The organism is Bradyrhizobium sp. UFLA05-108 (assembly GCF_059803455.1).
This window is the reverse complement of sequence record NZ_JBANAZ010000051.1, coordinates 59,416-71,472: the sequence shown is the minus strand read 5'-3', so window position 1 is coordinate 71,472 and position 12,057 is coordinate 59,416. Positions and strand designations below refer to the sequence as shown.

The window sequence follows — 12,057 nt, the reverse complement described above, 5'->3', positions numbered from 1 at the left end:
GTCGTCCGCGATACGCCTGTTCGTTCTCGACTACTTCAAGAACCGCGCCGAGCACAGCTAGTTCAATCATCGAAAAACCGATGGCGGTGACGGCGGGCCTTCGCCCGATGTCTGGCGGAGAGAAAGGCTCGGATGCCGTAGCCAACTATCGCGCCCACGACAAAGGCGATGACCACCAACAAAGGTGCATAGAGCGACTCCATGGGCAGCGAGTCTCCGCTCGCTATCTACTGCCGCCTAATCTGTAGGGGGCATGAACAGAACTCGGCGCACCCATGTGCATGCTTTCCGACGTTCAATCCCACGGATTGTGTAACGCGTTCGTGATGATGCTACATCTTGCGGATAGCTTGCATTATTATGCGAGTTAGTACACAATTCACGCATGATTCACGGAAACAATGCGCGAAGCATGCAAGCACAGCGTCGAGTGTGCGCGAACCTGCGGGACAAGCTCAGCAATGGCACCCGTTTGATGCCCGGCGTCGACCTGCGCACCGCCCAGGGGCGGCGGTATCGCTATTTGGTCTCTGCATATTCAAACGAGATCGGCGCCGAGCTGACCGAGCCTGAGCGGGCCCTAGTCCGCCAGATCGCCAGCGTGCAGCTCCGAATTGAGAAGCTGCAGGCCGAGATCGTCAGCGGTGCAGACGTGAGTGCGGACGAGGTCATCAGACTCTCCTCAGAGCATCGCCGATTGCTGACCAGCCTGAAAGTGAAGGCCGACAAAGCCAAGCCTGCGCCACCGACCAGCCTGCATGAACTGCTCGAGCGGGAAGAGAGCGACGCCGACGCATGATCGTTCGCTCCTCCACCAAGCCGCGTCCAAAGCGTTCTGCTGGCCGCCCAAAGGCTAAGGCAGCGCGCGACGTCGTGACGGCCATGGATGACCCCCGCCTCTTTGAACCGTGGTTTCGCGGCCCCTCATGGGACGGTTGGCGGGCTGTCCTGAAGGCCGCCTTTGCATTGCCCATGTCGGCCGCCGAAATCGAGTTCTTCCGCACCGTTGCGGAGCGGGATCCGCCGACGAAACGCGTTCGCGAGCTCTGGGCTATCGTCGGCAGAAGGGGCGGAAAGGATTCGGTTGCCTCGCTGGTCGCAGCCCATGCTGCGGCAATGTTCGATCAACAACACCGGCTGCGGCCTGGTGAACGGGCACTGGTGGCGTGCATCGCCTATGACAAAGATCAAGGGCGCATCGTCCTCGATTACACTCGCGCATACTTCAATGAATCGCCGCTACTGGCCCAGATGGTCCATGAGGACACGCGCGTGGCGGACTTCCAGCTAACGAATAAGGTCGACGTTGCTGTGATGACCAATTCGTTTAGGGGCACCAGGGGGCGCGCCATCCTGCTGGCGGTCTTAGACGAGTTGTCCATATGGAGAGCCGAAGACAGTCAGAATCCCGACGAGGAGGTGTACCGGGCGCTGGTGCCGGGCTTGGCCTCGCTTGACGGCATGATCATCGGCATCTCGAGCCCGTACCGCAAATCAGGCCTGCTCTATTCCAAGTTCAAGAAGCATTTCGGTCAGCCGGACGACGACGTGCTGGTGATCAGGGCGCCGACCAGGACATTGAACCCGACGATCCCGCAATCGGTCGTTGACCGAGCGCTCGCCGAGGATCCGGCGGCGGCGAAAGCCGAATGGCTGGCGGAATTTCGCGACGACATTGCCGGGTGGCTCGCGACCGAGGTGATTGAGGCCGCGGTCGACAATGGCGTGACGGTGCGGCCTCCGCTTCCGGGCATAAAATACACGGGATTTGTCGATCCATCGGGGGGCGCCAGGGATAGCTACAGCGCCGCGATCGCTCATTCGGAGAACGAAACCTCGGTCGTCTTGGATTGTCTCCTGGAGATCAAAAGTCCGTTCGATCCAGGCAGTGCGACAAAACAAATCACGGACCTGCTGCAGAGCTACGGGCTCAGGCGGTGCTTGGGTGATCGCTATGGTGCGGCCTGGGTGAAGTCGGAATTCGAGCGGTGCGGCGTTTCGTATCAATATTCTGAGCGCGACCGCAGTGCGATTTACGCGGACACGCTGCCGCTGTTCACGTCAGGGCGCGTTCGGCTGTTGGACAACCCGCGGCTCGTCTCTCAGTTTTCTGCCCTCGAGCGCAAAACATCATCAATGGGCAAGGACAAGATCGATCACGGCCCGGGCGGTCATGACGACTTATGCAACGCGGCCGCCGGCGCGCTCGTAAATGCGGTTGTCAGCTCGCGCAACACGATGCGCCTGATTCCTTTGGACGAATTTTTCAGATGGGGTTTAGAACCACCGCCCACCGACGAGGAAGATAACTTCGCGCAGGCAGCCAAAGCATTCGAACGCCGCCAGTTGAGAGGCAACGACCTTCAGTGGTTTCTGCTCGAGCGCGCGCGGCGACAGAGGGCGGGCCAATTATGAGCGCCGTCGAGAGTTTCCACGCTCTCCAGCAAAAGTTTCGCAGCCAGATTCGGTCGCGCAGATTGTCTGCGGTGCAGCGGCATCACCTCACCACCGCGGCTGCTTTGCAGCAGGTCGCAGAGCAATGCATCGCCGCGATGGTGATCGGCGCCACGCACGATCGCGCTGACGTCGACCGGTTGCAAGCCGAAGCTAGAGATCACCTAAGACTGGCCGGCGTCCGGCCGCACCACAAGGACAGCACGAGATGAACGTCGACTTTTTCTTAAACAAGCTGCCCGCTAACAGCTTTCACACGAATACCGTTGCGATGGCGGGCGAAGAAGTCCGGCGATTTTCGCGCGAAGTAGCCGGCATTAAATCTGATCGCCGCTTCACAGCCACGGGCCATGCCGAGCGGATCAAGCAGGCCGCCGAGAAGGTGCACCCGTTCTTCGCGGAGCTTCAACGCCAACAGGCGAAGGACCAGAAGTCGCACCAGCATCGCAAGGATGCGATCAAACTAAAGCCGGTCGATCGCAAGGATTTGTTCGCCGAGATGCGGGCGCGCGAGATGAGAGACTTCATGCGCAGCATTCCCCACGCCGACCGCATTCGTCTCGCCCTCGAAGATCCCGAGTTCGCTCGGGCGATACTCGATGCGCCGGTGGTCTTGACTGGCATCGACGGCGACATTCGGGACCGCATTATGAGGAACGAGCTGGAGCGACAGTTCGGGGCGGCGGAGCTTGAGGAGATAGCCGCCGAGGGCGCGGCCCTTGATGTGGTTGCCAAAGCCCTCGAGGCCACTCATGCCCAGTTCTTGCGCGAAGCGGGCCTGAAACCAGATGCGCAGAAGGCCAAGGATGTCGCCGACGACAGTGCCAAGCTCGTCGATGCAGAGGATCATAACCAGGAGGACGCGGTCAAAGTCCCCGTACCTAGTTATTTACCCGAAGCCAGCAAGTATGAAGGGAAAAGAGCATGAGCACGAAATCAGATCCGTCTCAAGGCATAGTCGCCACTCCCCCGATCGGGAAGGCGCGAACTGTCGCCACGCCGGACGGCAAGGCCATTATTCGAAGCGCCGGTGCGGCCGTTGACCGCAAGTATCAGGCCGACCACCGGCAAAGGCCCGCTCAGAAGGTCGGCGGCGGCAAGCAGGATTGGCGCAAGGGCTGAGCGGCGTGAGCGACATGGCGGACGACGAGCGCTTGTCACGACTAACAACGGACGAGCTGCGGCTCCTGGAGCGGCTACTCGCCAAACTGAACGGCGAGCATGACGAAGAGAGAAATGAGCATTGCTGAATCGCTCGGCATCAAAATCATCCCAACGCGCGCGCAGCACAGTAGAAAGCCAGGCGAGACTTGCGCGGCAGCAACGATCGAAGAGCTCGTTAGGGATTGGGGCGAGGCACACGCGATCATGACATTGCGAACGATCGTGGAATCCGAGCGGAAAGATAATACGCTTCAACTTACTCGGCCCGTAATCATGGGCGTGAGCGACGTTCTTATCGCGCACCCGCACTGGGCCAATCTCGGCCTTGAGCTGCTCGAAGCTGTCGACCAGATCGATCTTGGCACGTTGTGGCGTCGCGCAAGAGCAACCAAGGTCGGCACCGTGCGCCATGCTCTCGCGGCACTATTGGCCGATGAGCTCAACCGCATCCTGCCGCCGCCACCTCAGAAGCCGAAAAAGCCGAAGGCGGAGCGCCCTGACTTTCTCGACGAGGCCACATGGCAGGCCGTGCAAGCGATGAAGCCGCCACCGCGCATAGGCTCTCGTGGACCGTACAAGAAGCGCGGCTAGGTGAGCCGCCGGTTCTTCCAGCCAGTATCGCGCGGCGGCTCGTGCTAACCATTGAAATTCTGGCGGTGATACGTCAGACGGCCAGCGGGGCGAGATTGCAAATCACGCGCGAAGTCTCAACAAAGTGCTGAAGTTAAGGTAACGGTTCAAGGTTAAGAGAGCCGCCCCCTACACCCAGGGAATTCACATATCACCGGCGCTTGTCGTCATTGTGAGAAGCTTCTCGCGCTCGGCTCGAGCAAAAGCTTTAGCCCGCTCCAGAGCCACTGCGGATGCAAAAGCTGATAGCAAGCCCGAGAACGGCTTCACAGGTCCGCTATGCCCTTCAGTGCAGAACGTGGCGCCTGCGGCGCAATGCCGGCCGACAACCGCCCGTCAGTGGTCGCAACGCCAGCTACGCTCATAGGGTTTCGATCGTCGCGCACGCTGCTCTTCCGATCTCGGGTCTCGACGCAATAGTAGCGATGCAGGATGGGCACCATGACCCGTATTCTCCTCGTCGTTTTTGTTCGCGATCTCATGCTAGCCCGCCGCATCTCGCTGGTGAGCAGGTCAGGCTGCTTCTGAAGACAATGCAAGGCAGCGGGCACTATTGCTTTCGGAAAATCTTCGAGGCTAAAATCGTGCTGATTTCAAGCACAGGGCCGAAAGAATCACGGACTTCTACTGCAAAATGCTGATCCGCTGCACCCTCGACAGCAACATCTTGAATAGCATCACCTAGGACCTTTAGCGCCTCCAAATGGGCCGCTCCGACGTCCGTCAGCTCTTCACCTTCCTCGTCTGTCGAAAAGGAATTGCCCGTTCTGAAATCGAAGAAATATGTGACCATCGTTTGAGCTCCAGTCTTTGGTCTCCGATCTCGACCAGCATACCGAAATTTCGGCACCCTTAAGCACGCGCGCAAGCGAATCAGCGAGCTCTAGCCCGCCTGATCGCACCACGCGCGAGCAGCTTCATATGCAGCATCCCAATACGACGACGGCGGCGCCCTGTGCTCGCCCAGGACCATTGCAAGATGACGGATACACGTCACCGTATCGGCCTTTGATGAACTGCTGTTCGGAGTTGCGCTCAGATCTCGCAGCAAGTCGTTAAGGAGATTCGTTGCCCGATTGGCGTCCGACTCGCGCGCTTGCTGCAATGTAACTAGCGCATATCGCGCCTCTACGTACTCACTCATCAGAGTGTGGCCCCGCAGACCGAAACCCAGTTCAAACCCGGCGCGCAGGAGGTTGTTCCTACGCGAGCAGACGAAACCATGGGCGCGGCCCGGAGCGGCGGCTATCGGCCTTCTGTTTCCCCTTCAGCCCGAGTCTCATGCTCCACTGCGGTAAGGCTGCGGTGGTGGCACTTGCTGAGGCTGGGTCGCCGCGGCGCGCTTCCTGAAGTAGTCGAGGACGAACAGCCGTATCGCGGATGACAGATTGCCGTGCTGGCGATTGCCGTCGATCTCGCCGACCAGCTCCGACAGCGTCATGTGGCGTAGGCCCGAGATCTCCTTCAAGCCGTTCCAGAAGGCCTCTTCCAGGCTGACGCTTGTCTTGTGGCTGGCGACGGCGATAGATCGCTTCACGACCGGAGATTTCATGGGCTATTCCTCGCAATTGATGGTGCGCATCACCGCGCGCAATATACCGGGAAGAAGTGGCAAAGTGAGATACTGTGGCCCCATCGGGTACTTTGACCTATGTCAATGGTCCCACAAAGAGCTGGCCAAGCATTGCCGGATGAAGCCGTCTGACGACCCTCGCCCGGGTAAGGATGCGCCGAAAGCTTCGCGCACAAAAGCTTCGCGCACAGTGGAGGCGCGCGCCATCATCGAGGAGTACGTGGGGGAGCTTCGGGAGATCATCAGGAAGCTTCGCCGGAAGCTGAATTGATAGCTACCAGGTCACGCTGGCGTCCCTGTTTTGCCTGTGCTCGCTAGGCTTCCCCGCAGCCAACCGCGAATTTTTCGCAGATTGAGGCAAACGATCGTTTTGCTTCGGCGGTCTCAAAGCAAAACCGCGTCCCACCGTCACCGCGCTCAACCCACCAGTCCTTATTTTCTCGTGAAATACGAGATGCCTCTCCGCGCAGCATATCTAGTTGGCTTTGGCATCCCGAGCCGCCCGAGGAATGCGACCTTTGAGCCGATGCGATTTTGGCAAAAGATGGATCCCGCCGGCCTCCTGGTCCGGCGGGTTTTCTTTTGATCATTCGTGGCCGGCAAAGCTCAACGTGACGATGAACGTCTGCGGGGCGCCGCGGGGTCGCTTTCTTCGGCAAGCAGAGGCCTTAGCTTTTGTAGCATAGAGCCCGTCATGCCCTCTTCGCTGCCGTCCATTAGGAAGCTCCGGCTCACCCAGGGCAATTTCGCGATGATGATGTCCTGGAGCCCCCGGCCGATCGGGTGACCGGTCTCGACCTTCGAAAGCCGCGAGGCGCCAATCCCGAGAAACTCAGCGAAAGCCTGCGGCGTCGGATATGCGGATGCGCGGCGGATGGCCCGCATTCGTATCGCTGTTGGGGCGAATCGGCCCGCTCCGTTCATGGCTTCTTCGCCTTCAGCCCGCGTGTTGGCTTCGAACACAAGGGCAAGTCGGAAAACCGGACCAGTGTCTGTGCGGACCTCGATTGTGATGTCCTGCCGATCTCCCGTACCAGCCGCATCTCTCGCCATGGCAGCCAAGGTATGTGCGGCCTCTATCTCAGCGGTCGTTTCATTCGATAGCTCCAGGCCTTCTTCGTCTGGGTAAAGCTCGGCGCCGTCTCTGATGTCGAAAAAGTAGCGGATCATAGGTCTCCCAACCCTTGCACGGCCTCCAAGCAGGTTGGCTCTTTCAAACAACGAAAAAGGACCCCAGCTCCAATGACGACAGAGCTGGGGGGCAAGTCACCTGAAGTCTCCCGGGGATCATCCCAGGTGGCCGGGAAACTCGGCAAGAGATTGGTCGTTCCTTTCGGAGCGCGCGTTTCGGCGGCACCGACACTGGCCAACCAGGTTCATGCTGGCAGGCTTTTTCTTGCCCCCATCTGTGAGCCACCGCACATGCACAACCAGGGGGCTCTGCTATTAACGACCCTAGTCCCCAGCCTTGCCCGCCGCCTCTCGGCGGGTTTTTTTCTGGACCCAATCTTGGACCCAAACTCAAGATGATGGGCAGGGACGAGCCAAACAGAAGCGGCCGCCGCAATCCCGGTAAGTCCATGAAATGCCTGACGCGTGAGTACCAGACGGCACGAGCCGCGACAGTGCCGCTCGGTCTCCAAAACCGGGGGTCGCAGGTTCGAGCCCTGCCACTCCTGCCAGCCAAGTCAGCCAGCCAAATCCGACAGCATCGATCACCGGTGACGCAGGGCAAGCCCAGCCATGAAGCTGCGACGAAGCTTCATCGTGGCCCGATAAGTCCTTGATCCTGATCGGCTCTCGTATGGCTGCCCGAGAGTAGGGCCTGACGGGAAGGCTTGCCCGCACCTTGACCTTTGCCCCCATCCGCAGTAGATACCCGCCACCTGCAGCCGGCCCGTTAGACGCGGATCTCCGGCGCGGCCTTGAAATCCCCGAACAATCGAGCCCGGTTTCCGGCTCATCCTTCAAGCGAAGAGGGTTGGGCAGACGGCGGCTGTTCGGATCCCTTTAAATCTTTTCTCGTCTCACGACGGACGTTGGACATCAACGATGGCAGTCAGCCCGTTCAAGTTCTTGCAGGAAGTGCGCTCGGAGACCGCGAAGGTCACCTGGCCGACCCGTCGCGAGACGACGATCACCACGATCATGGTGTTCGTCATGGTTGCCCTGGCGTCGATCTTCTTCTTCGCCGCCGACCAGATCATCCGTTATCTCGTCACCCTTCTTTTGGGCATTCACTGATGGCAACAGCCGCAGCAACTCAATCGTCCGACAAGCGCTGGTACATCGTTCACGCGTACTCGAACTTCGAGAAGAAGGTCGCCGAATCGATCCGTGAGCAGGCCAAGCAGCGCAACCTCGAGGAACTCTTCGAGCAGGTGCTGGTGCCGACCGAGAAGGTCACGGAAGTGCGCCGCGGCCGCAAGATCGACGCCGAGCGCAAGTTCTTCCCGGGCTATGTGCTGGTGAAGATGAAGCTGACCGACGAGGCGTTTCATCTGATCAAGAACACGCCGAAGGTCACGGGCTTCCTTGGCGCGGAAAACAAGCCGATGCCGATCTCGGAAGCCGAGGCGATGCGCATCCTGCACCAGGTGCAGGAGGGCGTGGAGCGGCCGAAGGCGTCGGTGTCGTTCGAGATCGGCGAGAACGTGCGCGTGGCCGATGGTCCGTTCGCATCGTTCTCAGGTGTCGTCGAGGAAATCGACGAGGCGCGCTCGCGCGTGAAGGTCGCGGTGTCGATCTTCGGCCGCGCAACGCCGGTCGAACTGGAATTCGGTCAGGTCGAGAAGGTCTGACCGAACTACGCGCGAAGCGAAAGCTTGGCGCGAAAATGGGCCGTGGGAGGAGAGGGGCGGTCGCCAGCCGCAACTGATCCCGACCACGAACCTGAAACCGCTGGCCGAAAGGCCGGCACAACAGGAGTGATACATGGCAAAGAAAGTGACCGGATACCTGAAGCTTCAGGTCCCGGCCGGTGCGGCGAATCCTTCGCCCCCGATCGGTCCCGCGCTTGGTCAGCGCGGTCTCAACATCATGGAGTTCTGCAAGGCGTTCAACGCCCAGACCCAGAAGGAAGAGAAGAACACCCCGATCCCGGTGATCATCACCATCTATGCGGACCGTTCCTTCACCTTCGAGATGAAGACGCCGCCGATGTCCTTCTTCCTCAAGCAGGCTGCAAAAATCCAGTCCGGTTCGAAGGCGCCGGGCCGTGACAAGGCCGGCAAGGTGACCAAGGCGCAGGTGCGCGAGATCGCCGAGAAGAAGATGAAGGACCTGAATTGCGACACCATTGAATCGGCCATGAAGATGGTCGAGGGCTCCGCCCGTTCGATGGGTCTGGAAGTTGCGGGGTAACGGGCCATGGCAATCGGAAAGCGTTTGAAAAAGGCCCGTGAGGGCGTTGATCGCGAGAAGCTTTACCCGCTCGCGGAAGCCATCAAGATGGTCAGGGAGCGCGCCAAGTCGAAGTTCGACGAGACGATCGAGATCGCGATCAATCTCGGCGTTGATCCCCGTCACGCCGACCAGATGGTCCGCGGCGTCGTGAACCTGCCGAACGGCACAGGCCGCACCCTGCGCGTGGGCGTGTTCGCCCGCGGCGCCAAGGCGGACGAAGCCAAGGCCGCCGGTGCCGACGTGGTCGGCGCCGAGGACCTGGTCGAGAAGGTGCAGAACGGCACCATCGACTTCGACCGTTGTATTGCGACTCCCGACATGATGCCGCTGGTCGGCCGCCTCGGTAAGGTGCTCGGCCCGCGCGGCCTGATGCCGAACCCGAAGATTGGCACCGTGACCATGGACGTCACCAGCGCCGTGAAGGGCGCCAAGGGCGGCTCGGTCGAGTTCCGCGTCGAGAAGGCTGGCATCGTGCAGGCCGGCGTCGGCAAGGCCTCGTTCTCCGAGGAGAAGCTGGTCGAGAACGTCAAGGCACTCGCGGACGCGGTCTCCAAGGCGAAGCCGGCCGGCTCCAAGGGCACCTACATCCAGCGCGTCGCGGTGTCCTCGACCATGGGCCCGGGTGTGAAGGTCGAGCCGGGCACGATCCTCGGCTAAGGCAATAGATCTGGAAATGCGGACAGGGGCGGAATTGGGCAACCGATTCCGCCCCTGCCATTTGTGAGGCGTCGTTCGCGGGAAGCGATAACAATGGCTGACAAGGTCCTGATCTACTCGCGCTTCCCGAAGACGATGACGGCGCCCTTCGCCGAGCGATTTGAATTGCTCGACACCGCTGGCAAGCCGGCGCAAGAGGTGTTTTCAAGCGATGCGCTAGGTGGCGTCCGTGCGCTGCTGGCCGGAGGCGCCACGCCGCTCGGCGCGGCGGCAATGGACGTCTTGCCGAATCTTGGGGCGATCGTCTGCTACGGCACCGGTTATGACGGCATCGACCTGAAGGCGGCTGCCGCGCGGAACATCGCGGTCGGCCACAGCCCTGGCGCCAATGCGGCCTCGGTCGCCGATATCGCGATGACCTTGATGCTCGCCGCCACCCGCCGGATCCTGGTTGCGGATCAATACGTCCGCAGCGGCGATTGGGCCGCGTCAAGACCTTCACTGATGATGCGGCCGCAGGCCGGCATGCCCAGTCGCCGCATCGGCGTCTACGGCATGGGCGAGATCGGCCGCAAGATCGCAGCGCGCTGCACGGCGTTCGAAAGCGAGGTCGGTTATTTCAGCCGCTCCTGCCACGACGTGCCCTACCAATATTTCTCGTCGCTGGAGGCGCTCGCCGATTGGTGCAGCGTGCTCATGATTGCGGTGCGCGCCGGCGCCGAGACGCATCACGCCGTCAATGGCGACATCCTCAAGCGGTTGGGCGAGGACGGCTATGTCGTCAATATCTCCCGCGGCTCGGTCATTGATGAGAAAGCACTCGTGGCGGCGCTCTCCGACAAGACCATCGCCGGCGCCGGCCTCGACGTCTATACGAAGGAGCCGCACGCGCCGGACGCACTGACGGTGCTGCCCAATGTGGTGCTCGCCCCGCATATCGGCGGCCACACCCTGGACTCCCACATCGCGATGCGGGACTGCGTACTGGCGAACCTGACCGCGTTCTTTGAGGGGCGGCCGCTGCCTTACGCGGTCAAACTGGTCTGAATCGGCCAGTTCGCTGCCACGCCAAGTGTCCGCGCCAATCGATTGGAACTGGTGTGAATTTTGCTCTTGGCAAGGCCGTCAAGAGCGGTTAAAGAACCGCCTCCGGACGTGCTGGCGAGTTGCTGGCGTGTCTGTGCACGCATTCCGAAAACCCGACACGATAGGAGATCATTCCTTCTCAGGACGTCCGCAAGGATTTGTCCGAAAAGGAAGCGACCTCATCAAGTTGGTGGAATGCGGGCAGAGGTCAACCGGCATGCCGGCTGGCCTCGTCCTGTCCAAGACTGCAGGCGCCAGCGGGAAATCTAGATTTTCCAATGGCTTAATCGCATGGCCTGCATAGACGGGTGAAGACCGGATTTCACTTCGCAGCCACCTCTGGGCGGCTCGAAATGGGTTTGGTTCGGACCTCGACACCCCGTGGGCCCCTCAAGGGTTCCGGGAGGGCAGGCTTTGAATTGTCGTCTTGCCCGGCGTGTCCTTGGGGTTTTGGCCCAGAGGTTCAGGTTTGGGTGGGACGACGGGTGCAACCCGGCGGTCCCGCCTTTCGCGCGATGACCGCCAACCGGAGAGAGCTTGCTGTGGAACGAGCGGCAAAAAAGGAAGCGGTCGAACAGCTCAATGAGGTCTTCAAGACCACGAGCGTCGCGGTCGTTGCTCAATATTCCGGCCTCACCGTTGCCCAGATGCAGAAGCTGCGCCAGCAGATGAAGCAGGCGGGTGCCTCGGTGAAGGTCTCGAAGAACCGTCTCGCCAAAATTGCTCTTGAAGGCACTGACGTCGTTGCCATCGGCCCCATGTTGAAGGGGCCGACCGTGATCGCAACTTCGAACGATCCGGTAGCGGCGCCGAAGGTCGCCATCGATTTCGCCAAGGCGAACGAAAAGTTCGTCATCATTGGCGGCTCGATGGGTAAGACCGTCCTGAATGTCGATGGTGTGAAGGCGCTTGCCTCGCTGCCGTCGCTTGACGAACTGCGCGGCAAGATCGTCGGCCTCATCGTGGCTCCGGCGACCAAGCTCGCCCAGCTCGCGAACGCGCCGGCGGGCAAGCTCGCACGCGTCATTCAGGCTCATGCCTCAAAGGGCGAAGCGGCCTGACGCCCTTCGCAAAACTCAAACCCGAAC

Annotated in this window: 16 protein-coding genes; 12 read left to right on the top strand and 4 right to left on the bottom strand. The window is 60.7% G+C overall.

What is annotated here, in order from left to right; translation table 11 throughout:
- The first annotated feature begins 385 nt into the window (after positions 1–385).
- The 5 genes from SO140_RS31130 (at position 386) to SO140_RS31110 (ending at position 4,209) form a co-directional block, all read left to right on the top strand.
- Positions 386–799, top strand: a complete 414-nt coding sequence (locus tag SO140_RS31130; RefSeq protein WP_498543549.1) for a hypothetical protein — start codon at positions 386–388, stop codon at positions 797–799.
- Complete coding sequence (locus SO140_RS31125) at positions 796–2,415, top strand: hypothetical protein (RefSeq protein ID WP_498543548.1); 1,620 nt, start codon at positions 796–798, stop codon at positions 2,413–2,415. The genes SO140_RS31130 and SO140_RS31125 overlap by 4 nt, the downstream gene beginning before the upstream one ends.
- Positions 2,416–2,662: 247 nt before the next feature.
- A complete protein-coding gene (locus tag SO140_RS31120) occupies positions 2,663–3,382 on the top strand; it encodes a hypothetical protein (RefSeq protein ID WP_498543547.1) in 720 nt (239 codons plus the stop codon).
- Positions 3,379–3,576: a hypothetical protein gene (locus SO140_RS31115; protein ID WP_498543546.1), complete on the top strand. Its 198-nt coding sequence runs from the start codon at positions 3,379–3,381 to the stop codon at positions 3,574–3,576. Before SO140_RS31120 ends, SO140_RS31115 begins: the two co-directional genes overlap by 4 nt.
- A 321-nt stretch (positions 3,577–3,897) precedes the next feature.
- Complete coding sequence (locus SO140_RS31110) at positions 3,898–4,209, top strand: hypothetical protein (RefSeq protein ID WP_498543545.1); 312 nt, start codon at positions 3,898–3,900, stop codon at positions 4,207–4,209.
- Between the two features lie 305 nt (positions 4,210–4,514).
- Here the strand turns inward: SO140_RS31110 and SO140_RS31105 are convergent, their stop codons facing one another.
- The 3 genes from SO140_RS31105 to SO140_RS31095 all read right to left on the bottom strand — a co-directional run bounded on the left by SO140_RS31105 (position 4,515) and on the right by SO140_RS31095 (position 5,800).
- On the bottom strand, positions 4,515–4,691 hold the full coding sequence (locus SO140_RS31105; protein WP_498543544.1) for a hypothetical protein: 177 nt from the start codon (positions 4,689–4,691) through the stop codon (positions 4,515–4,517).
- Between the two features lie 107 nt (positions 4,692–4,798).
- Positions 4,799–5,041, bottom strand: coding sequence for a DUF6894 family protein (locus SO140_RS31100; protein WP_498543543.1), 243 nt, complete (start codon positions 5,039–5,041; stop codon positions 4,799–4,801).
- Positions 5,042–5,527: 486 nt separating this feature from the next.
- Entirely contained in the window at positions 5,528–5,800 is a 273-nt protein-coding gene (locus tag SO140_RS31095; RefSeq protein ID WP_498543542.1) for a ribbon-helix-helix domain-containing protein, read from the bottom strand.
- Here SO140_RS31095 and SO140_RS31090 point away from each other — a divergent pair.
- On the top strand, positions 5,799–6,092 hold the full coding sequence (locus SO140_RS31090; RefSeq protein ID WP_498543541.1) for a hypothetical protein: 294 nt from the start codon (positions 5,799–5,801) through the stop codon (positions 6,090–6,092). The genes SO140_RS31095 and SO140_RS31090 overlap by 2 nt on opposite strands.
- 335 nt (positions 6,093–6,427) lie before the next feature.
- Here the strand turns inward: SO140_RS31090 and SO140_RS31085 are convergent, their stop codons facing one another.
- A complete protein-coding gene (locus tag SO140_RS31085) occupies positions 6,428–6,991 on the bottom strand; it encodes a DUF6894 family protein (protein WP_498543540.1) in 564 nt (187 codons plus the stop codon).
- Between the two features lie 882 nt (positions 6,992–7,873).
- Here SO140_RS31085 and secE point away from each other — a divergent pair.
- The 6 genes from secE to rplJ all read left to right on the top strand — a co-directional run bounded on the left by secE (position 7,874) and on the right by rplJ (position 12,030).
- Positions 7,874–8,065, top strand: a complete 192-nt coding sequence (secE, locus tag SO140_RS31080; RefSeq protein WP_027520978.1) for a preprotein translocase subunit SecE — start codon at positions 7,874–7,876, stop codon at positions 8,063–8,065.
- Complete coding sequence (gene nusG, locus SO140_RS31075) at positions 8,065–8,622, top strand: transcription termination/antitermination protein NusG (RefSeq protein ID WP_027520977.1); 558 nt, start codon at positions 8,065–8,067, stop codon at positions 8,620–8,622. The genes secE and nusG overlap by 1 nt, the downstream gene beginning before the upstream one ends.
- 133 nt (positions 8,623–8,755) lie before the next feature.
- The gene (rplK, locus tag SO140_RS31070; protein ID WP_027554142.1) at positions 8,756–9,184 is read left to right on the top strand and encodes a 50S ribosomal protein L11; all 429 of its coding nucleotides are present in this window, start codon (positions 8,756–8,758) and stop codon (positions 9,182–9,184) included.
- A gap of 6 nt (positions 9,185–9,190) precedes the next feature.
- Positions 9,191–9,883 (top strand): 50S ribosomal protein L1, encoded by a 693-nt coding sequence (rplA, locus tag SO140_RS31065; RefSeq protein ID WP_449377289.1) that lies wholly within the window; start codon positions 9,191–9,193, stop codon positions 9,881–9,883.
- Between the two features lie 93 nt (positions 9,884–9,976).
- Positions 9,977–10,930, top strand: a complete 954-nt coding sequence (locus tag SO140_RS31060; RefSeq protein WP_449377288.1) for a 2-hydroxyacid dehydrogenase — start codon at positions 9,977–9,979, stop codon at positions 10,928–10,930.
- 581 nt (positions 10,931–11,511) lie between these two features.
- Positions 11,512–12,030, top strand: a complete 519-nt coding sequence (gene rplJ / locus SO140_RS31055) for a 50S ribosomal protein L10 (protein WP_283036052.1) — start codon at positions 11,512–11,514, stop codon at positions 12,028–12,030.
- Positions 12,031–12,057: the final 27 nt, after the last annotated feature.